We start from the raw sequence: 19,949 nt of genomic DNA on the forward strand, positions 1-19,949 counted from the left end.
ATGTCCGATATGACCGTTGCCGCAGGCCGGCGCTCCCGTTGGGGCCTTTTCATCGCGCCCGTCCTCCTCCTGATCCTCGCCGCCGCCTGGAGCGGGTTCTGGTTCTATGCCGCCTCGCAGGCCGAGGTGGCGGCCGACGCCTGGCGCGCGCAGGAGGCCAAGTCCGGCCGCATCTATGATTGCGCTAAGCGCTCGATCGCGGGCTTCCCGTTCCGCTTCGAGGTCCAGTGCAATGGCGCCAGCGTCGCCCTGGTGTCGCAGAGCGCAAGCAACACGCCGTTCACGGCGAAGCTCGACAATATCCTGGTCGTAGCCCAGGTCTACGATCCCAAGCTCGTCATCGCCGAATTCAAGGCGCCCGCGACGCTGACTGACGGCGTCACGCAGACCTCGTTCGTGGTGAACTGGAGCAAGGGCCGCAGCAGCGTGTTCGGCCTGCCGGCCGTGCCGGAGCGTGCCTCCATCGTATTCGACGATCCCACCATCAACCGCCTCGACGGTACGGTCCAGGTGCCGATGGCGCGCGCAAAACAGGTCGAGCTGCATGGGCGTCTCGCCGACGGATCGTCGCGCGAGCATCCGGTCATCGAGACCGTGCTGCAGATCGCCCAGGGCAGCATCCAGGGCCTGCACCCGCTGCTCTCGGAGCCGTTCGAGGCCGACGTGCGGGCGAAGATCACGGGGCTCTCCGACCTCACGCCGAAGCCCTGGCCGCAGCGCTTCCGCGAGCTCCAGGCCGCCGGCGGCCATGTCGAAATCGTGCAGTCGCGGATCCAGCAGGGCGAGATGATCGCGGTCGCGGCCGGCACGCTCGGCCTCTCCGCCAATGGCCGTCTCGACGGCGAATTGCAGATGACGGTGGCCGGCCTCGAGCGGGTTATCCCGGCGCTGGGCATCGAGAAGATGCTGGAGGAGGGCGTGCCGCAATCGACGCTCGATCGTGTTGCGCCTGGCGTGAAGACGCAGGACCTCAACAATCTGTTCGGCGCGCTCGATCGCGCCATTCCCGGCCTCGGCAAGGTCGTCAAGCAGAACGCCAATGTCGGGGTTGCCGCCGGCATCAATTCGCTCGGCACCGAGAGCACGCTGGAGGGCAAGAAGGCCCGCAGCTTCCCGTTGCGCTTCGTCGACGGCGCGGTGCTGCTCGGCCCGATCAAGGTCGGACAGATCCCGCCGCTCTATTGACGGGCCGTCACGGCACCTTCGCGCCATCGTGATGGCGAAGCGGCCCCGCACCGGGAATGCGAGGCTGCGACGTCCGGTCTCTCTCCATGTCGGCCGCGCAATTTAGCGGCCGGTTCAGGAGAGACCACCATGACGAAGTCCAAGCTGTTCATTGCCGCCATTGCCGTCACGACCGCATTTGCGACGCCCGCGCTCGCGCAGTGGCAATCGCAGGAGCCGGCCGCTTTCGCGGCCCAGTACCCCAATGGCGATCGTGCCGCCGCACTCAGCGGCGCGCGGGATGTGATGGCGTTCGTGCCGCCGATGGCGAAGTCGCCGCGGCACCTGATGCCGCACCCAGCCAAGGCCAAATAGGATTGCTTCCGTCCGTGAGCGCTGCGCGTTCTGAGGTGGGCCCGGCCGGATCCGATCGGCTGGGCCCATGCTCGTCATTTCTTGTCGAGCGCAGCGTGCGGCCGGCCGAAATCGGGCGCGGCCGAATCCTGGCCGATCTCGACGATGCCGCGGCGGATGGCGCGGGTGCGGGTGAAATGGTCGAACAGGGCTTCGCCGTCACCGCGCCGGATCGCGCGGGTGAGCTTTGCGAGATCCTCGTTGAAGGTGCCGAGCATCTCCAGCACGGCTTCCTTGTTGGCGAGGAAGACGTCGCGCCACATCGTCGGATCGGACGCCGCGATGCGGGTGAAATCGCGAAAGCCGCCGGCCGAAAACTTGATCACCTCGGATTCCGTTACCTGCGCCAGCTCGTCGGCAGTGCCGACGATGGTGTAGGCGATCAGATGCGGCAGATGGCTGGTGATGGCGAGCACGAGGTCATGGTGATCCGGCGTCATCACCTCGACCTTGGCACCGAGCGCGGTCCAGAAGCCGCGCAGCCGTTCGACGGCGGCGGTGTCGGTCCCTTCGGGCGGGGTGAGGATGCACCAGCGGTTGGTGAAGAGCTCGGCGAAGCCGGAGTCCGGCCCCGAATGCTCGGTGCCCGCCACCGGGTGCGCCGGGACGAAATGAATGCCTTGTGGCAGATGCGGCGCCATGTCCTTTACGATGGCGCCCTTGACCGAGCCGACATCGGAGATGATCGCGCCGGGCTTCAGATGCGCAGCGATCTCCTGCGCCACCGGCCCGCAGGCACCGACGGGGATGCAGAGGATGACGAGATCGGCGTCCTTCACCGCTTCCGCGTTGGTCGCCACGACCTGGTCGACGATGCCGAGCTCGACGACCCGTGCACGCGTCTTCTCCGAGCGTGCGGTGGTGACGATCTCGCCCGCAAGCCCTTGAAGCTTCGCAGCGCGCGCGATCGAGCCGCCGATCAGCCCGAAGCCGATCAGCGCGACGCGCTGGAAGTGCGGAAGCGCGCTCATTTGCCGGCCATGAACTCGCGCAAGGCTTCGACCACGAGGCGGTTGGCCTCCTCGGTGCCGATGGTCATGCGCAGCGCATGCGGCAGGCCGTAGTTCTTCAGCGCCCGCAGCACCAGGCCCCGCTTGGTCAGGAAGACGTCGGCGTCATCCGAGGTCCTGCCCTTGTCGGTCGGGAAGTGGATCAGCACGAAATTGGCAACGCTCGGCGTCACCTTGAGCCCGAGCTTGCCGATCTCCTCGGTCAGCCAGTTGCGCCAGGTCTCGGTGAACTGCTTCGACATCGCCTGATGCGCGGTGTCCTCGATCGCGGCGACCGCGGCGTACATCGCCGGCGTCGACACGTTGAAGGGGCCGCGGATGCGGTTGACCGCGTCGATGATGTGCTCGGGCCCGAACATCCAGCCGATGCGCAGCGCCGCGAGGCCGTGGATCTTGGAGAAGGTGTGCGTCACCACGGTGTTCTCGGTCGTGGCGACGAGCTCGATGCCCATTTCGTAATCGTTACGAGAAACGTAGTCGCAATAGGCGGCGTCGAGCACCAGCAGGATGTGCGAGGGCAGGCCGGCGCGCAGGCGCTTGACCTCGTCGAACGGCAGATAGGTGCCGGTGGGGTTGTTGGGATTGGCGAGCCAGACCAGCTTGGTGCGCGGCGTCACCGCGTTGAGGATGGCGTCGACGTCGGCAGTGAGGTTCTTCTCGGGCGCCACGATGTTCCTGGCCCCGTTCGCCATGGTCGCGATCGGGTAGACAAGGAAGCCATGGGTTGTCGAGATCGCTTCATCGCCATGGCTCAGATAGGTGTGGGCGAGCAGATTGAGGATCTCGTCCGAGCCGGCCCCGCAGATGATGCGGTTTGGGTCGAGACCGAAGGAACGGCCGATCGCCTCGCGCAGCACGCGCGAGGTGCCTTCCGGATAGTCCTCGAGATGCGTCGCCACGTGCGTGAAGGCCTCGATCGCCTTGGGCGAGGGCCCGAACGGCGTCTCGTTGGCCGACAGCTTGAACACCTTGCGGCCCGGCTCCGGCACCGGGCTCTTGCCGGGCGTGTAGGGCGCAATATCGAGAATGCCGGGATTCGGCACGGGGCGGGACATCTTGGACTCCGGATTGGCGGGGCGGCTCGCGATTTACGATTTCGTCCCGGTCGGGGCCACCGTATAGCGCGTTGCGTGGCTGCCGACGAGGGCCGTGGAGCGGACCGAGGCCCCCGCGTCGATCAGGGCTGCCTTGATCCTGTCGAGGCTCGTCGCCGCAGTGATCGAGATCAGGAGCGCCGCGCCGTCGAACGCGGTATCGGGCACCGCCACGATCTCGGCGAGCGGCGACAGGGCGCGTGCGATCTCGGCATTCCACCCGGACACGCGCACGCTGAACGTCTCGACCTCCGTCACCATGGCGCTGTCGGCGACGCGCGAGACCACGAACACCGGCAGCGCCGCCGGATGGTCAGCGCGCTCGACGAAGGGCAGCCGCGCGATGATTTTTGGCGCGCCAACTTCCTCCAGCGAGAGCCACCAAGGCGTGCGGCTGGAGGTCGCCGAGACCAGCGCCAGATCGCCCTTGGATTTCGCCACGGCCTCGACCGCCGCCTGCGCGCTGAAATGCGCGACGTAAGGAACAGTAAAGCCGAAGTGAAATCGCGCGGAATCGCGCATCGCGGGCTCGCTCACCGACACGTCGGCATGCACCGCGAACGGCGCCTGGACGTAGGTGAACGTCGAGATGATGACGCGCCAGATGCTCTCGACCGTGTCGAGCGGCAGGATGCCGCGATGGCGCTGGACGAGGTGGCGCATCATGTCGGCCTCGCGTGCGGGCCGGAAGGCGGAGCCCACCTCCTGGGTCTGCTTCACCTGGATCAGGCGGTCGATGATGTCGCCACGCTGCATCAGGAGGCGATGCATGCCCTCGTCGATCGCATCGATCTCCTTGCGCAATTCCTGCAACGATGGTGGCGCGGGCGGACGTTGGGACATATCTGTCAGGTGCTGTTGAGAGGCGGTCCAAGGCGGATCGGCAGGCCGGATCCGCTGCGGGTCAAGGTCCTGATTAGGCAGGATGGGCGGCGAAAGCAAAGAGAAATGACGGCCTTTTTGGCAGACGTAACGGGGACGAATTTGGTTAATCCGGACCGCGGCTTGACGAAAACCGCCCAAGCCAGTAGTTTTTGCCTGTTCCGTGGTCATTTGAGCCGGCCGGCTTGCAGCCACGTTAAAAAACTCGCTAAACAGGCCGGGGACGCATCCGATCCCGGCCGAACCTATCGTTCAGGCCGGGTTTTTCATGGCCTGATTTCAGCGGCGGCTCGCGAGGGCTGATCGCAAACGAGGTCGATGGTCAGAGATGGTTGGCGTCAAGTCGATTCCCAGTCCGGCGATCAGTGCCGACGACCGGTCGCATGAGGTGGATCATCCGAGCTCGGAGGTCGCGCATTTTGGCGCGGATCAGCCGCTGCCGCTCGATTGCGGCATCGATCTCTCGCCGTTCCAGATCGCCTACCAGACCTATGGCGAGCTCAACGCCGAACGCACCAATGCCGTTCTGATCTGCCATGCGCTGACCGGCGACCAGCATGTCGCCAACGTGCATCCGGTCACCGGCAAGCCGGGCTGGTGGGACACCTTGGTAGGCCCCGGCCGCCCGCTTGATCCGAGCCGATATTTCATCATCTGCTCCAATGTGATTGGCGGCTGCATGGGCTCGACCGGGCCTGCCTCAATCAATCCCGCGACCGGCAAGGTGTGGGGGCTGGATTTCCCGGTCATCACCATCCCCGACATGGTGCGCGCACAGGCCATGCTGATCGACCGGCTCGGCATCGCCACGCTGTTTGCGGTGGTTGGTGGCTCGATGGGCGGCATGCAGGTGCTGCAATGGACCGCGGCCTATCCGGGCCGCGTGTTCTCGGCGCTCGCGATTGCCTGCTCGACACGGCATTCGGCGCAGAACATCGCCTTCCACGAACTCGGCCGGCAGGCCGTGATGGCCGATCCCGACTGGCACAATGGCCGCTACACCGATCGCGGCCTCCATCCGCACCGCGGTCTCGCGGTGGCGCGGATGGCAGCCCATATCACCTATCTCTCGGACGCCGCGCTGCACCGCAAGTTCGGCCGGCGCATGCAGGATCGCGAACTGCCGACCTTCTCGTTCGATGCCGACTTCCAGGTCGAGAGTTACCTGCGTTATCAGGGCTCCTCCTTCGTCGAGCGCTTCGACGCCAACAGCTATCTCTACTTGACGCGTGCGATGGATTATTTCGACATCGCCGCCGACCACGACGGCGTGCTGGCGAAAGCGTTCACCGGCATCAAGACACGGTTCTGCGTGGTGTCATTCACCTCGGACTGGCTGTTCCCGACCTCGGAATCGCGCGCGCTGGTGCATGCGCTGAACGCGTCGAGCGCGCGGGTATCGTTCGCCGAGATCGAGACCGATCGCGGCCATGACGCCTTCCTGCTCGACGTCCCCGAATTCTTCGATATCTCTCGCGCCTTCCTGCAATCGGCAGGCAAGGCGCGCGGACTCACCAGCAAGGGCAGCTAGCGATGTCTGTACAGGAACTACTGCCGCTCAACGGCCTTGCCGCCGAGTACCCCGGCCATTACCGCGCCGACCATCTCTTGGTCGCCGAGATGGTCAAGCCGGGCTCGAAGGTGCTCGATGTCGGCTGCGGCGACGGCGACCTGCTTCAGCTTCTGGAGACCCGCGGCATCGACGGGCGCGGCATCGAGCTGTCGCGCGAGGGCGTCAACCGCTGCGTCGCCAAGGGGCTTGCGGTGGTGCAGGGCGACGCCGACGCCGATCTCGTCAACTATCCCGACGACGCCTTCGACTACGTGATCCTGTCGCAGACGCTGCAGGCGACGCGGCAGCCGCGGGTGGTGCTGGAGAATCTGCTGCGCATTGGCCACCGCGCGATCGTGTCGTTCCCGAACTTCGGTTACTGGAAGATGCGCTTGCAGCTCCTGATCGGCGGCCACATGCCGCGCACGGAGAACCTCCCGGCGACCTGGTATGACACCGCCAACATCCACTTCTGCACCATCAAGGATTTCGTCCAGCTCTGCGACGAGATCCACGTCAAGATGGAGCGCGCCGAGGCGCTCGACCTCTATGGCCATCCCTTGCGGGTGCGGCTGCCCTGGTGGGTGTGGAATCTGTTCGGCGAGCAGGGCGTGTTCCTGCTGAGCCGCGGCGGGAGGAAATAGTATCTTCGTCCGCGCGAGCGAAGCTATCTGGTAGACCCTCACCCTGAGGAGCCGCGTAGCGGCGTCTCGAAGGGCGAGGCTACCAGCCGGGCCTTCCATCCTTCGAGACGCGCGTTCCGCTCCTCAGGATGAGGAGCTGATGCTACACTTCGTCATTGCTTCGCTGCGCTCGCAATGACGGAGTGCCTGGTGATGCGGTCGGACTAATTCGCCGGCATCGACCTCGGATCGCGCACCGGCCATCGCCCGGCTTCCACCAGCGTGACGAACCGCTCCACCGTCGCGTTGAACAGCGCGGGCTCCTCCAGATTGAGCACGTGGCCCGACTTCGGAAACATCGCGAGCCCGGCCGCCGGCAAATGCTGCTTCAGGAACAGGCTCGGCCCGACACACGGATCGTCCTCATCGCCACAGATGATCAGCGTGGGCGTCGCCACAGCCTTGATCGCATCCGTCATCGTGTAGATCGAGGGACGGCCGCCCTGGAATCCGCGCATCGTGTTGGCCGATCCCTTGGCGTCATGCCGTGCCAGCGCCGCGTAGAAATCGGCATGGCCGCGCGGGTCCTTCACCAGGAAGGGAATCCGGCTCGGCGCCTCGCGCGTGACCTTGGCGACCTCAATGGAGCCGAGCGTCTCGAACTGTTCGGCGTTGTCGCGGCACTGCTTCCGCCATGCCTCAAGGTTCTCGAGCTCCGAGCCGGAGCCGACGCCGGCGAGCGTCATCGACAATGCGCGCTCTGGCGCGTTGAGGCCGATCTGCAATGACGAATACGCCCCCATCGACAGACCGACGAGATGTGCGCGATCGATCTTGAGATGATCGAGCACGGCCAACGCATCGGTGTAGAAGTGCTTGTAGGTGTAGACATCGCCCGTCGGTACGTCCGACGGCGTATAGCCGCGCGCGGAATAGATGATGCAGCGGTGGCCGCGCGAAAAGTAGCGCATCTGCGGCTCCCAATTGGTGTAGTCGGCCGCGAACTCGTGCAGAAAAATGATGGGCGATCCCTGGCCCGCTTCCTCGAAATAGATGCGGACGTCGTCCCTGGTCGTGGCGTGGGGCATTAACCTTTCCCTCTCATAAAGCCGTGCGAACAGGATCGCAGTTAATGCTGTCGGCAGCAATACGGCAGCCTCAGACCAGCAGCGACACAAAATCATCGCAACAATTCCGGAAGTGGCGTTTTGCAGCGCGGTGCGATGTCTTGTTCTTGCCACATCTAACGTTTTTACGGCCCGACGGATGTCGGCCACTGCATGGGCCGATGGGAATTGGGGGTGTCAACGTAGGATGAAGAATGCTTGAGTTGTTTGCGTACCGCCTGTCGCGTCTCGTCGTCGCGCTGGCTCTCCTCTTCGCGGCTGCGGCCGTGTTCATTTCTCCGGCGTCAGCACGGTCTCATCGTCATCACGTAAGCCGGCACGACTACGTGCATCACAGCGCACATTACGCCACCAGACATCACCGCTATCGGCACCTTGCGCGCGGCTCGCGCTTCGAGCGCGGCGCGGCGCAATTGCAGGCGCGCGGCCTCAGTGACACCCAAGCCAGCTATAATCCGAACGCCAACAGTGGCGGCATGGCTGTGAGCGGCAGCCTCAGTGGTGGATCGGGTCTCGTCTCCGAGGCGCGCCGCTATCTCGGCGGCAATCCGACCAGCCGCGGCAGCCTGTGGTGCGCGCGCTTCATGAACATGGTGCTGGAGCACACCGGCCATAAGGGCACCGGCTCCGACATGGCGAGCTCGTTCGCGCATTATGGAACGCGTGTTTCCGGTCCGCAGGTCGGCGCGATTGCGGTGATGTCACGTGGCGGCCGCGGCGGCCATGTCGGCATCATCACCGGCATCGACGCGAAGGGCAATCCGATCATGATCTCGGGCAACAACGGCAACCGCGTCCGCGAGGCACCGGTCTCGCGCGGCCGGATCTATGCGTATGTGATGCCGAACTAACGTTCGTCATTGCGAGCGAAGCGAAGCAATCCAGAATCCTTCCGCGGAGATAGTCCGGATTGCTTCGTCGCTTCGCCCCTCGCAATGACGGGGGTCGTTGAACCAGCGACCTGTCACACCAGCTTCGGCTCTTCCACCGCTATTCTGTCGCCGACGCCGATTTCGCCGTCGGCGATCACCTCGGCATAGATGCCGCAGTCCATGTGGCCGAGGCTGCGCGAGAGCGTGGGCGGGATTTCGAGGTCGCGCACGGCGGTCTTCGGATCGACGTTCACGGCCGCACAGCGGACGATGCGCTTGACCACCTTCAGCCGGGCCGCGCCGATGGCGAGCGTCTGGCCGACGAGGTCGAGCTCGGACCAGGCCGGCCAGCCCTGGACGTAGAGATTGGCGCGGAAGCGCAAGGGATTGACGGCGGTGCCGCCGAGTATGGCCTCGATCGCGCGGACGCTGCCGAGATTGATGATCGACACGACCTTGCGGGCGACATCGGAAAAGCTGTGGTCCCGTCCGGACAGCACTTTTGGCGGTCCGCGCAGCTCGCTCGGGAAGTTTTCGGTGAAGTAGCCCTCGATGGCGGAGCGCCCGGCCGCGGTCTCGAGATCGCCGCTGGCGACGACCTTGCCGTCCTTGCGGATGGTCAGGAGATTGGTCGCGTCCTCGAAACGGGTGTCCAGCGCGGCCAACCGCTCGTTGCGCATCAGCATCAGGAATTGGGTCTTGGGCATCCATTGCGGTGCCGCGGGATCGAAGCCGCTCGGGCCGTTCTCGATGGCGTAGCGGCGATCGGCGGGAAGGGTCTGGCCGACCCGCAAGGCGGCGCGGGGCAGGGGCTCCGGCGTCAGGCCTTTGACCGGGTAGCGGTAGAGGCCGGTGATCTGGGCGGCCGGGCTGGATGTCGTTGCGCTGGATGTCATGGTGCTACTTAAGGGATTCGGCCGGATCGCGCCAAGTCGGCGCTTTCGCGCACGAATTTGTGAACTGGCCTCTTCCGATCCGAGGGCACCCTTCCCACATCTGGATCAGGCCGGCGCCAGCGCCGGCTGATAACGACCGCTGCCGGTTGAGGAACGTCAATGCGGCCAGCGGAAACCCAATGAAGATGCCGTTTGGGGTGCCTTAGAGGGCTCCAGGGGCAGGCCGAGGGAAAGAAAAGATATGAACATCGAGAAGTATACCGAGCGCTCCAGGGGCTTCATCCAATCCGCGCAGTCGCTCGCGATGCGCGAGGGGCACCAGCAGTTTTCGACCCTGCATCTCCTGAAAGTCCTGCTGGACGACAATGAGGGGCTCGCTGCCGGTCTGATCGACCGTGCCGGCGGCAATTCCCGTGCAATTTTGAAGGCGACCGAGGACGCCCTGAACAAGGTGCCGAAGGTCAGCGGCGGCGGCGCCGGGCAGATCTATCTGGCGCCCGAGCTCGCCCGCACCTTCGACGCCGCCGAAAAGGCCGGTGAGAAGGCCGGCGACAGCTTTGTAACCGTCGAGCGCCTTTTGCTCGGGCTCGCGCTGGAGAAGACCAGCGAGGCGGGCTCGATCCTGGCCAAGGGCGGCGTCACCCCGCAAAGTCTCAATGCGGCGATCGAAGCGCTGCGCAAGGGCCGCACCGCCGACAGCGCGACCGCCGAGAACGCCTACGACGCGTTGAAGAAATATGCCCGCGACCTGACCCAGGCTGCGCGCGACGGCAAGCTCGACCCGGTCATCGGCCGCGACGAGGAGATCCGCCGTACCATCCAGGTGCTGTCGCGCCGGACCAAGAACAATCCCGTGCTGATCGGCGAGCCCGGCGTCGGCAAGACCGCCATCGTCGAGGGCCTGGCGCTGCGCATCGTCAACGGCGATGTGCCCGAAAGTCTCAAGGACAAGAAGCTGCTCTCGCTCGACCTCGGCGCGCTGATCGCCGGTGCAAAGTACCGCGGCGAGTTCGAGGAGCGGCTGAAAGCCGTGCTCCAGGAAGTGACCGCGACCGAAGGCGCCTTCATCCTGTTCATCGACGAGATGCACACGCTGATCGGCGCCGGCAAGGGCGACGGCGCGATGGATGCGTCCAACCTGCTCAAGCCGGCGCTGGCCCGCGGCGAGCTGCACTGCATCGGCGCGACCACGCTCGACGAGTACCAGAAGCATGTCGAGAAGGATGCTGCACTGGCGCGGCGCTTCCAGCCGATCTTCGTCAGCGAGCCCTCGGTCGAGGACACCATCTCGATCCTGCGCGGGCTCAAGGACAAGTATGAACAGCACCACGGCGTGCGGATCGCCGATTCCGCGCTGGTGGCGTCCGCGACGCTGTCCAATCGCTACATCACCGACCGCTTCCTGCCCGACAAGGCGATCGACCTCATGGACGAAGCCGCCGCGCGGCTGAAGATGCAGGTCGATTCCAAGCCGGAAGAGCTGGATTCGCTCGATCGCGAGATCATCCGGCTCAAGATCGAGCAGGAGGCCCTGAAAAAGGAGAGCGATCTTGGCTCCAAGGCGCGTCTGGAGGTGCTGGAGAAGGAGCTCGTCGAGCTCGAGGAGAAGTCGGCGGCGCTGACGTCGCGCTGGAGCGCGGAGAAGAACAAGCTCTCCAACGCCCAGAAGCTGAAGGCGGAGCTCGACGGCTTGCGCGTCGAGCTTGCCAATGCGCAGCGGCGCGGCGAATTCCAGCGCGCCGGCGAGCTGGCCTATGGCCGGATTCCTGAGCTCGAGAAGAAGCTCGCGGAGATCGAGGCGCGTGAAGGCTCCGGCGAGATGATGGAGGAGGCGGTCACCGCCAACCACATCGCGCAGGTGGTCTCGCGCTGGACCGGCGTGCCCGTCGACAAGATGCTGGAAGGCGAGAAGGAAAAGCTGCTGAAGATGGAGGAGCAGCTCGGCCGGCGCGTGATCGGCCAGAGCGAGGCCGTGCGCGCGGTCGCAACCGCTGTGCGCCGCTCGCGTGCAGGCCTGCAGGACCCGAACCGGCCGACCGGTTCGTTCATGTTCTTGGGCCCTACCGGCGTCGGTAAGACCGAGTTGACCAAGGCGCTCGCCGAATACCTCTTCAACGACGAGACCGCGATGGTCCGCCTCGACATGAGCGAATACATGGAGAAGCACTCGGTCTCGCGGCTGATCGGCGCGCCTCCGGGCTATGTCGGCTATGACGAGGGCGGTGCGCTGACCGAGGCGGTGCGGCGCCGGCCCTACCAGGTGGTGCTGTTCGACGAGATCGAGAAGGCGCATCCGGATGTCTTCAACGTGCTGCTGCAGGTGCTCGACGATGGCCGGCTGACCGACGGCCAGGGCCGCACGGTCGACTTCCGCAACACGCTGATCATCATGACCTCGAACCTCGGTTCGGAATTCTTGGTGAACCAGCCGGAAGGCGAGGACACCTCTGCGGTGCGCGAGCAGGTGATGGCGACGGTGCGGGCGCATTTCAGGCCGGAATTCCTGAACCGCGTCGACGAGATCATCCTGTTCCACCGCTTGCAGAAGAGCGAGATGGGCCGGATCGTCGAAATCCAGTTCGCGCGCCTGCAGAAGCTGCTGACCGATCGCAAGATCGTTCTGACGCTCGACGCTGCCGCACGCGACTGGTTGGCTGCCAAGGGCTGGGATCCGGCTTACGGCGCAAGGCCGCTCAAGCGCGTGATTCAGCGCTACCTCCAGGATCCGCTCGCGGAGATGATCCTGGCGGGCGAGGTGAAGGACGGAGATACCGTTGCGATCTCGTCCGCAGGCAACGTGCTGACCTTCAACGGCAAGGCGCCGCAGACCGCGGAGATCGCCCAGTTCGAAACGCCAGTGCCGAAGCGCAAGCTGAACTGATCTGGCATTTACATGAACGACAAGCTCCCCGGAGAGGTCTTCCTCTCCGGGGCGAATTGCATGTGCGGATTGGGCGGCTTGCTAGCTGACTGCGGACGTGGAGCTCGGATCGGCAGCGTTGTCGTCGTCGCGGTCCTGTTCGAGCTCCGACAGTATATCCACGAGCTCGCGCACTCTTCCATGCGCCAGCGGCCGCAGGTCGTTGATCATGGGCTCGTCATTGGCGAGCCAAGCCTGGGCTTCGGCGAGTTCTTCCACAGTCGCGCCGGTTCCAATGATCTGGGCGATGGTGACGTCGTCGGCTCGATCCACGGCCTTGATGACATCGTCGCGTGAGAGGCGCGTCATGGGTGATCCTCCTGCTGGTCGGCTTCCCGTCAGCGTCTAAAACCGCGAAGCCGCGCACCGGTTCCACCGCGGCCAAGTCCCGCGGGGGACCGCTATTTCTTTGCGACCTTGTAGATCGCGTTCTCGATGTCGGAGGTGAAGTAGATGACGCCGGAGGCGCCGATACCCACGCCTGTCGGTATGTGGGTGGGCAGGCCGCCGGGTGCGCCCATCAGGCCGATTGGAAGATTGGCCGCGATCTCGGTCACCTTGCCGTTCTCTGGTGCAATCTCGATCAGCCGCTTGGCACCTACTTCCGCCACGATCAGCTTGCCGTCGCTCGCTCGTGCGATGCCTTCCGGCATTTTCAACTCCTTGGCGAGTACAGTCTTTTCGCCGTTCTTGTCGATCCTGGAGACGAGGCCCGCAAAGGCTTCGGTGACGTAGACCTCGCCACTCGATCCGCCGATAAGCCCCACAGGTCCTTCGAGGTCGCCGATCACCGTGCTCCGATCCTTGCCGTGCTCGCCGCTTGCGCGGACCAGCGACTTGGTGCCGAGCTCGGCCACCAGGATGCTGCCGTCCTCGAGTCGGATGGCGTCATGCGGTGCCTTGAAGCCGTGCAGCATTTCGCGCGTCGCGCCGGTCTTGCTGTCGATCACCTGCACCGTGCCGGTGAACCAGCTCGACAGGATCACGTCAGCGCCCTTCGCCGTCGCACTCATCGGATATTCGAGGCTGACGCCGGCGGCGTGCATGCGCGCCTTCTCGACGACCTCGCCGGTCGTGCCATCGACCGTGCGATAGGCGAACACGTCGGCGACGTGGATCGTGTCCTTGCCATTGTCCGAGGTAACGCCGATGCCGCCGGGCAGCGCGAGCTTGCCAATGATGATCTGCCTGGCCTGGCCGGTCGCCGGATCGACCTCCTGGATGCCGTTATCGGCCATGTTGGAGACGTAGATGTGATCCTTGTCGTCGATCGCGAGGTTGTCCAGTGACGGCTTCAGTTGCGCGACCATCGTCTTGGCGCCCGACGTGGGATCGACCCGAACGAGTTGGCCGAGCGCGGTGTCGACCACCCAGAGATTGCCCTTGGAATCGAAGTTCACCGCGGCCGGGACCTTGAAGCCGTCGGCGACGACAGTCAGCTCGGCTTTGTCGACGTCGACCCTGGCGACCTGTCCCTTGAACCAGAGGGGACCATAGAGCTTGTCGTCAGGACCGAACTCGAAACCGTTGAGGCCGCCCATCTTCTCCATGATCTGACGGGGCGGTTTGACGCCCTCGACGTCGATCTCATAAAGCGTGTCGCCGAGGAAAACGGTCGTCGCGTAGAGCCTGCCGTCCTTGCGGAAGGCGAGCGAGTTGATGCCGGGGAGGCCGGAGGCAAGCTTCTTGATCGGACCGTCGCCCTTGCGGGAATAGAGATCGCCGGTCAGGAAGCCGGTCCAGCCCATAGTGCCATCGGGCGCGAACGCGATGTCGTCGGCCATCCCGACGGGGGAGGGAATTGCAACCTTGGCGGTGCCGCCTGCGACGTCGACCTCGTAGAGAGCCGCGCCTGCGACGCTGCCTGCAAACAGATGGCCGGCCTTGTCGATCCCGAGCCCGTGCACGCCGTGGAACGCCGAGCCTGGGACGAGCCTGGTAACCTCCCAAGTTTCGGCCGAAGCGTTTGTGGAGACAATTGCAGCCACGACGGCTGCGCAGGCGAGCCTGATCTTCATGACGCGTCCTCCCATTTTTTGGAAAGTATTCGCTTTTTGGAAAGTATTCGCCCGCGATGCGGCTTTGGCAAACGAAACTTGACGTTGTGACGCAGTGAAGCGACGTCGCTTCACAGCATCGCATCCGGATCGCGTTCGACATCCGGGGCGATGCCGCCGTTGTGGCCGCTCATTGCCGCATCGAGTCGGCTTTTCGAGGTTTTGCGCGCATCGGGCCTTCCAGCGAATGGCCGCGCGCCAATCGTGATTGAGCGTCCAACAGTTCCATTGTCCTAGCCCGACGAGGCCACCGGAACCCTTCGATTTGATGAAACTGGCGCGGTGGGCTGGGGGTTGCCCCAGCACAGGTTCGCCGCCGAGCGCAGCGATTCCTCGGGATCCGTCTGGCACGGCGTCTGATCCGAGGCCAGTTTGAGCCCTGATCGATCGCTGTCAGCAACTCCAAAATCGTCGTCGGCAAACCTGCTTCGTAAAAGCCAGCGCAGGATATCGCCATGAAAAAAGATCTTGTCGCCCGCAATCATCCTGTCTTCGACGAGCTTCATCCCAAGATCTATGGGGCCGCCGTCGGTCTGGTCGCCTGGTTCGCGCTGATGGCCTGGGTGCTGTTTGACCGCAGCAGTGATATCGGCCTGTCCCTCGGATTGGTCACGCTGCTGTTTGCGGTCGCGATTCTGCTGCCATGGATTCTTTCGCGACTCTGGGTGAGGTATCGGATGCCGCACGAGCCGCACCTGGGGCCGACGTCACTACACGACTGGGAGGCCGGCGAATTCAAGGTCTGGGACGCAAAGCTGCACGGTTCGCATGCCGCGATCGACGTCCTGTTGCCGCTGATGGCCGTCTCGTTCGGCCTGACGGCGATCGGAATCGTCTTCGTGATCGTGCGGGCGCAGGTTTTGCCCTAGCCCGCTCAACTTAGGTGAGGGATCGCGGATTACCGGTTGGTGACCTGCAGCGGTCCGCCGGTCGCATCCGACATCCGGGCGATGGCGCCGTTGCGGCCGCTCATCATCGCATCGAGCCGGTCGCGTTCCTTCTCGAAGCCGGCGAGCATCGGGCCTTCCAGCGAGCGGCCGCGCGGCAGCTTGACGCGCATCGGGTCGACGAAGCGGCCGTTGACCAGGATTTCGTAGTGGACGTGCGGGCCGGTCGACAGGCCGCTCGAGCCGACGAAGCCGATCACCTGGCCCTGCCGCACCTTCTTGCCGACCTCCATGCCCTTGGCGAAGGCCGACATGTGGCCGTAGGCGGTCTCGTAGCCGTTGGCATGCTTGATGCGGATGTACTTGCCGTAGCCGCCTTCGGGGCCGGCCTTCTCGATTATGCCGTTGCCGGAGGCGAAGATCGGCGTGCCGTAGGCGGTGGCCCAGTCGACGCCGGTGTGCATCTTCACATAGCCGAGGATCGGGTGGCGGCGACCGCCGAAGCCGGAGCGCATGATGGCGTTGTTGACGGGCTTGCGGACCAGGAACTTCTTCGCGCTCTTGCCGGTCTCGTCATAGTAATCGACGACGCCGTCATCGGGGCTCTGGTAGCGATAGTATTTCTTGGTTTCGCCGCCGACCGTCAGCGAGGCGAACAACACCTCGTTCTTTTCGCTCGCCGTCACGCCCTCGTCTTCGCCGGCATAGAACACGTCGAAGGAATCGCCAGGCTGCACCTTGCGCTGGAAGTCGACGTCGTAGGAGTAGATCTTGATCATGTCGTCGATGACCGGCATCGGCACTTTGTTGCGCATCGCGGTCTCGTAGATGCTCTGGTAGAGCCGCACGCCGGAGCCGTCGTCGTCATCCTCGTCGTCGCTGCTCGCGTTCGCGGTCGCATCGGCAACGGTGTTCATGCTGGAGACGTCGACCGCGACGTATTTGCCGAGATCCGACAGCGCGGCGATGGCCTCGACCGTGGTGTCGTTGGCGACAACGACGCGGAACGGCTGCAGCCGCGCGCCCGGTGTTGCCGGCGCCATCAGGATGCGGAGCTTTTCGCCTTCCTTCAGGCCGCCATCGCGGCCGCGGGGCCCCAGCGTCGCCGTGATCGCCCTGATCTCCTCCGGCGTGGCACCGAGGTCGCGCAGCACGGAGGCGACGCTGTCACCCTTCTTGACCATGTGGACGCGCTCACCGTTCGGATTGCCGCCGGTGATCTGCTCCTTGGTCTTCGGCAGCAGGGTGACGTTCTCCGGCACCACGCGCGTCTCGAAGCCGGCATAGGGGTCCGCTGAGGGCGCCTCGGCTGCATAGGCCATCTTGATGTCGGACTGGCCGGCGGCACCGGAAACGTCGGCGGTGGCATTGCTGAGCGCCGCATAGCGCACGCCGCCATTGCCGCGCCAGTTGGCGGCGTCGCGCACGCGCATCAGGATGTCGTCGAGCGCCACCACCGCGGAAATCTTGGCCTTCGGCAGCACCGGCGACAAGTCCTTGGTGACGAAGGAGACTTCGGCGTCGGGCTCGACCGCTTCGGGATTGTTGGGATCGTCGGATGCCGTCTTCGGATCGGACCCGACGTCGCTGAGAAGGCGCTGGGCGTTGAACGGCGGGATCTTCGCCGACAGATCGCTCGTCGTCATCGACAGATTGCCGGCGATCCGGACGAAGGGGCGCACCCGCATCACGTCGCGATTGCCGACGCGGGCGACGGTGGAGACGCGCACGATGTTGCGCGAGGCCGTGGATTCGTTGGGCGGCGGCAGGCGGTCGCTCTTGTGCAGCGTGGCGGCACGATCAGCCGCGCCGAACGCGCCACGCAGCGCGCCTTCGACCCGCTCCGGCACCTTGGCAAAGGTCATTTCGCCGTCGAGCGATGCGAAAACGGCGCCGCCGATCAGGGCCGCACCGCAGAGTCCGGTCAGAATTGTCCCGCTAAACCATTGTACGGAGACACGACGACGATCGATGACGGCGGCTTCGGAACCATCGACGGAAAGCGGCGGCTCGTGGCCGAGATCGATAATCCCGGTCTCACGCCCGTACGCGCCGCGTGACGTCCTTTGGTTCAACCCACGTCCCCCAATCACGACCCAAGAACCCCCTGATCCGAACCTTCCCCGGGTCGCCCTCTTCAGGGGGGATCGCGGGATAAAAGCAGGCCGCACAGGCGTCCGTAGTCAGAAAGCCCCGAAGGGGCCGGCCGAAATTACGAACAGCAACGCGGACGGAGGTCTCTCGATGTCTCTCGAATGTCCGAAGAAGGCTGCTTCATGGTAAGATCGCCTTCCTCCGACCAGTAGAAATCCCCGGCAGCCCCCACAGGCACCCGACGATTCAGCTTGTCTCTTATCAGAACGCCGCGGGATTGTGGCTCTAGTACGGCCACAAATCCGGAAAAAGTTTCCTGAACGTCCGCCAACGGGGCACCCCAGGGGCGCCAGGGCCCATTGGGGACTTCTTCCGAGGACCCTCCCGCTCAAAAATTTTTTTCGATTTTTTTGCCACCCACGTTGCGGGCCGCGCTGGTCGGCGATCCCAGGACCCTCCGCGGGAGCCCTCCGAGACCCCTTCCGAACCCCTCCGGCCCCAAACTTTTTTTCAGATTTTTTACCACCCGCGTTGCCGAGCCGCCCATGGCCTATCACCTAAGCACCGGAAAACACGGGCGTTTTTCCGCACCGCACAATCGATTTTGCCGTGCGACGATTTGTTGACAATGGGCGTTGACAATCCCGATCGGTGGGGACTATAACCCCAACCACTGAGCGCGGCGCCGCCGGGTCACTGACCGAGGCGAGCGAACGCGCCACTGATGCTCCTCACCTTGTTGAGTGACACAACAATCGACACCAGTCGGTTGGAGTCATTCATCGTCGGTAAGGGTGTCGGAACCCTTCCTCCCAGGAAGGTTGGGGCCTCTCCGGTCCCGGGCTGTTTGACAAGTGAAGATGAAGAAAGAGAAACGTGGACGGCGGAGTCCTTGCGGGTCTCGCTTCTGAAAAGCTTCGGCTTTTCTGATCGAGACCGGACGAAAGACTTCGGCGGTACACGTTTCAAAGGTAACACCATGATCTCTTCATTGAGATCAGTTCGCCAGCGATGTGAATCGCTGCGCGAGTATGGTGGGACCTCGTCAAACGTTGTGATCAGCCGGTTCAAAGTTTCAAGTCCAACTTGAGAGTTTGATCCTGGCTCAGAGCGAACGCTGGCGGCAGGCTTAACACATGCAAGTCGAGCGGGCGTAGCAATACGTCAGCGGCAGACGGGTGAGTAACGCGTGGGAACGTACCTTTTGGTTCGGAACAACACAGGGAAACTTGTGCTAATACCGGATAAGCCCTTACGGGGAAAGATTTATCGCCGAAAGATCGGCCCGCGTCTGATTAGCTAGTTGGTGAGGTAATGGCTCACCAAGGCGACGATCAGTAGCTGGTCTGAGAGGATGATCAGCCACATTGGGACTGAGACACGGCCCAAACTCCTACGGGAGGCAGCAGTGGGGAATATTGGACAATGGGGGCAACCCTGATCCAGCCATGCCGCGTGAGTGATGAAGGCCCTAGGGTTGTAAAGCTCTTTTGTGCGGGAAGATAATGACGGTACCGCAAGAATAAGCCCCGGCTAACTTCGTGCCAGCAGCCGCGGTAATACGAAGGGGGCTAGCGTTGCTCGGAATCACTGGGCGTAAAGGGTGCGTAGGCGGGTTTTTAAGTCAGGGGTGAAATCCTGGAGCTCAACTCCAGAACTGCCTTTGATACTGAAGATCTTGAGTCCGGGAGAGGTGAGTGGAACTGCGAGTGTAGAGGTGAAATTCGTAGATATTCGCAAGAACACCAGTGGCGAAGGCGGCTCACTGGCCCGGTACTGACGCTGAGGCACGAAAGCGTGGGGAGCAAACAGGATTAGATACCCTGGTAGTCCACGCCGTAAACGATGAATGCCAGCCGTTAGTGGGTTTACTCACTAGTGGCGCAGCTAACGCTTTAAGCATTCCGCCTGGGGAGTACGGTCGCAAGATTAAAACTCAAAGGAATTGACGGGGGCCCGCACAAGCGGTGGAGCATGTGGTTTAATTCGACGCAACGCGCAGAACCTTACCAGCCCTTGACATGTCCAGGACCGGTCGCAGAGACGTGACCTTCTCTTCGGAGCCTGGAACACAGGTGCTGCATGGCTGTCGTCAGCTCGTGTCGTGAGATGTTGGGTTAAGTCCCGCAACGAGCGCAACCCCCGTCCTTAGTTGCTACCATTTAGTTGAGCACTCTAAGGAGACTGCCGGTGATAAGCCGCGAGGAAGGTGGGGATGACGTCAAGTCCTCATGGCCCTTACGGGCTGGGCTACACACGTGCTACAATGGCGGTGACAATGGGATGCGAAGACGCAAGTCCTGGCAAATCTCAAAAAGCCGTCTCAGTTCGGATTGGGCTCTGCAACTCGAGCCCAT

The 19,949-nt window shown here is 63.9% G+C and carries 15 protein-coding genes, 1 rRNA gene and 1 riboswitch (1 of these 17 running past the window's edge); of the genes, 8 read left to right on the plus strand and 8 right to left on the minus strand.

Annotated elements, in window-relative coordinates:
• Nucleotides 1–1,185: a DUF2125 domain-containing protein gene (locus tag MTR72_RS07425; RefSeq protein WP_280968195.1), complete on the plus strand. Its 1,185-nt coding sequence runs from the start codon at nucleotides 1–3 to the stop codon at nucleotides 1,183–1,185.
• 129 nt (nucleotides 1,186–1,314) lie between these two features.
• Nucleotides 1,315–1,539, plus strand: a complete 225-nt coding sequence (locus MTR72_RS07430) for a hypothetical protein (RefSeq protein ID WP_280968196.1) — start codon at nucleotides 1,315–1,317, stop codon at nucleotides 1,537–1,539.
• A gap of 74 nt (nucleotides 1,540–1,613) precedes the next feature.
• On the opposite strand, the gene MTR72_RS07435 is transcribed toward MTR72_RS07430, so the two are convergent.
• From MTR72_RS07435 to MTR72_RS07445, 3 genes are read right to left on the minus strand one after another with little or no spacing between them, the layout of a single operon-like run.
• A complete protein-coding gene (locus MTR72_RS07435) occupies nucleotides 1,614–2,549 on the minus strand; it encodes a prephenate/arogenate dehydrogenase family protein (protein WP_280968197.1) in 936 nt (311 codons plus the stop codon).
• Nucleotides 2,546–3,643 carry a histidinol-phosphate transaminase gene (hisC, locus tag MTR72_RS07440; RefSeq protein ID WP_280968198.1) on the minus strand — a complete coding sequence of 366 codons (1,098 nt, stop codon included), beginning with the start codon at nucleotides 3,641–3,643 and terminating at the stop codon, nucleotides 2,546–2,548. The genes MTR72_RS07435 and hisC overlap by 4 nt, the downstream gene beginning before the upstream one ends.
• Before the next feature lie 33 nt (nucleotides 3,644–3,676).
• Entirely contained in the window at nucleotides 3,677–4,525 is an 849-nt protein-coding gene (locus MTR72_RS07445; protein ID WP_280968199.1) for a chorismate mutase, read from the minus strand.
• 192 nt (nucleotides 4,526–4,717) lie between these two features.
• Nucleotides 4,718–4,797: riboswitch (SAM riboswitch) on the plus strand.
• A 95-nt stretch (nucleotides 4,798–4,892) separates the two neighbouring features.
• Between MTR72_RS07445 and metX the strand changes: the two genes are divergently transcribed.
• Nucleotides 4,893–6,095 carry a homoserine O-acetyltransferase MetX gene (gene metX / locus MTR72_RS07450; protein WP_280968200.1) on the plus strand — a complete coding sequence of 401 codons (1,203 nt, stop codon included), beginning with the start codon at nucleotides 4,893–4,895 and terminating at the stop codon, nucleotides 6,093–6,095.
• 2 nt (nucleotides 6,096–6,097) lie between these two features.
• A complete protein-coding gene (metW, locus tag MTR72_RS07455; RefSeq protein WP_280968201.1) occupies nucleotides 6,098–6,760 on the plus strand; it encodes a methionine biosynthesis protein MetW in 663 nt (220 codons plus the stop codon).
• Nucleotides 6,761–6,963: 203 nt separating this feature from the next.
• On the opposite strand, the gene MTR72_RS07460 is transcribed toward metW, so the two are convergent.
• Complete coding sequence (locus MTR72_RS07460; RefSeq protein ID WP_341510265.1) at nucleotides 6,964–7,827, minus strand: alpha/beta fold hydrolase; 864 nt, start codon at nucleotides 7,825–7,827, stop codon at nucleotides 6,964–6,966.
• A 233-nt stretch (nucleotides 7,828–8,060) separates the two neighbouring features.
• Between MTR72_RS07460 and MTR72_RS07465 the strand changes: the two genes are divergently transcribed.
• On the plus strand, nucleotides 8,061–8,717 hold the full coding sequence (locus MTR72_RS07465) for a TIGR02594 family protein (RefSeq protein WP_280968203.1): 657 nt from the start codon (nucleotides 8,061–8,063) through the stop codon (nucleotides 8,715–8,717).
• 113 nt (nucleotides 8,718–8,830) lie between these two features.
• Here the strand turns inward: MTR72_RS07465 and MTR72_RS07470 are convergent, their stop codons facing one another.
• On the minus strand, nucleotides 8,831–9,634 hold the full coding sequence (locus tag MTR72_RS07470; RefSeq protein WP_280968204.1) for an MOSC domain-containing protein: 804 nt from the start codon (nucleotides 9,632–9,634) through the stop codon (nucleotides 8,831–8,833).
• A gap of 241 nt (nucleotides 9,635–9,875) precedes the next feature.
• Between MTR72_RS07470 and clpB the strand changes: the two genes are divergently transcribed.
• The gene (clpB, locus tag MTR72_RS07475; protein WP_280968205.1) at nucleotides 9,876–12,515 is read left to right on the plus strand and encodes an ATP-dependent chaperone ClpB; all 2,640 of its coding nucleotides are present in this window, start codon (nucleotides 9,876–9,878) and stop codon (nucleotides 12,513–12,515) included.
• Between the two features lie 81 nt (nucleotides 12,516–12,596).
• Here the strand turns inward: clpB and MTR72_RS07480 are convergent, their stop codons facing one another.
• Complete coding sequence (locus MTR72_RS07480) at nucleotides 12,597–12,863, minus strand: hypothetical protein (protein WP_280968206.1); 267 nt, start codon at nucleotides 12,861–12,863, stop codon at nucleotides 12,597–12,599.
• Between the two features lie 92 nt (nucleotides 12,864–12,955).
• The gene (locus MTR72_RS07485; protein ID WP_280968207.1) at nucleotides 12,956–14,572 is read right to left on the minus strand and encodes an SMP-30/gluconolactonase/LRE family protein; all 1,617 of its coding nucleotides are present in this window, start codon (nucleotides 14,570–14,572) and stop codon (nucleotides 12,956–12,958) included.
• Between the two features lie 494 nt (nucleotides 14,573–15,066).
• Here MTR72_RS07485 and MTR72_RS07490 point away from each other — a divergent pair, with 494 nt between their 5' ends.
• On the plus strand, nucleotides 15,067–15,480 hold the full coding sequence (locus MTR72_RS07490; RefSeq protein WP_280968208.1) for a hypothetical protein: 414 nt from the start codon (nucleotides 15,067–15,069) through the stop codon (nucleotides 15,478–15,480).
• A 29-nt stretch (nucleotides 15,481–15,509) separates the two neighbouring features.
• On the opposite strand, the gene MTR72_RS07495 is transcribed toward MTR72_RS07490, so the two are convergent.
• A complete protein-coding gene (locus MTR72_RS07495; RefSeq protein WP_280968209.1) occupies nucleotides 15,510–17,573 on the minus strand; it encodes a M23 family metallopeptidase in 2,064 nt (687 codons plus the stop codon).
• Between the two features lie 1,101 nt (nucleotides 17,574–18,674).
• Between MTR72_RS07495 and MTR72_RS07500 the strand changes: the two genes are divergently transcribed.
• Nucleotides 18,675–19,949 (plus strand): 16S ribosomal RNA (locus MTR72_RS07500); it runs 214 nt beyond the window's last position.

This window comes from Bradyrhizobium sp. ISRA442, assembly GCF_038085055.1.
Taxonomy (GTDB): domain Bacteria; phylum Pseudomonadota; class Alphaproteobacteria; order Rhizobiales; family Xanthobacteraceae; genus Bradyrhizobium.

Coding starts and splice junctions, on each gene's coding strand:
- MTR72_RS07425 (WP_280968195.1), top strand. CDS start 1: ATGTCCGATATGACCGTTGCCGCAGGCCGGCGCTCCCGTTGGGGCCTT.
- MTR72_RS07430 (WP_280968196.1), top strand. CDS start 1,315: ATGACGAAGTCCAAGCTGTTCATTGCCGCCATTGCCGTCACGACCGCA.
- MTR72_RS07435 (WP_280968197.1), bottom strand. CDS start 2,549: ATGAGCGCGCTTCCGCACTTCCAGCGCGTCGCGCTGATCGGCTTCGGG.
- hisC (WP_280968198.1), bottom strand. CDS start 3,643: ATGTCCCGCCCCGTGCCGAATCCCGGCATTCTCGATATTGCGCCCTAC.
- MTR72_RS07445 (WP_280968199.1), bottom strand. CDS start 4,525: ATGTCCCAACGTCCGCCCGCGCCACCATCGTTGCAGGAATTGCGCAAG.
- metX (WP_280968200.1), top strand. CDS start 4,893: ATGGTTGGCGTCAAGTCGATTCCCAGTCCGGCGATCAGTGCCGACGAC.
- metW (WP_280968201.1), top strand. CDS start 6,098: ATGTCTGTACAGGAACTACTGCCGCTCAACGGCCTTGCCGCCGAGTAC.
- MTR72_RS07460 (WP_341510265.1), bottom strand. CDS start 7,827: ATGCCCCACGCCACGACCAGGGACGACGTCCGCATCTATTTCGAGGAA.
- MTR72_RS07465 (WP_280968203.1), top strand. CDS start 8,061: ATGCTTGAGTTGTTTGCGTACCGCCTGTCGCGTCTCGTCGTCGCGCTG.
- MTR72_RS07470 (WP_280968204.1), bottom strand. CDS start 9,634: ATGACATCCAGCGCAACGACATCCAGCCCGGCCGCCCAGATCACCGGC.
- clpB (WP_280968205.1), top strand. CDS start 9,876: ATGAACATCGAGAAGTATACCGAGCGCTCCAGGGGCTTCATCCAATCC.
- MTR72_RS07480 (WP_280968206.1), bottom strand. CDS start 12,863: ATGACGCGCCTCTCACGCGACGATGTCATCAAGGCCGTGGATCGAGCC.
- MTR72_RS07485 (WP_280968207.1), bottom strand. CDS start 14,572: ATGAAGATCAGGCTCGCCTGCGCAGCCGTCGTGGCTGCAATTGTCTCC.
- MTR72_RS07490 (WP_280968208.1), top strand. CDS start 15,067: ATGAAAAAAGATCTTGTCGCCCGCAATCATCCTGTCTTCGACGAGCTT.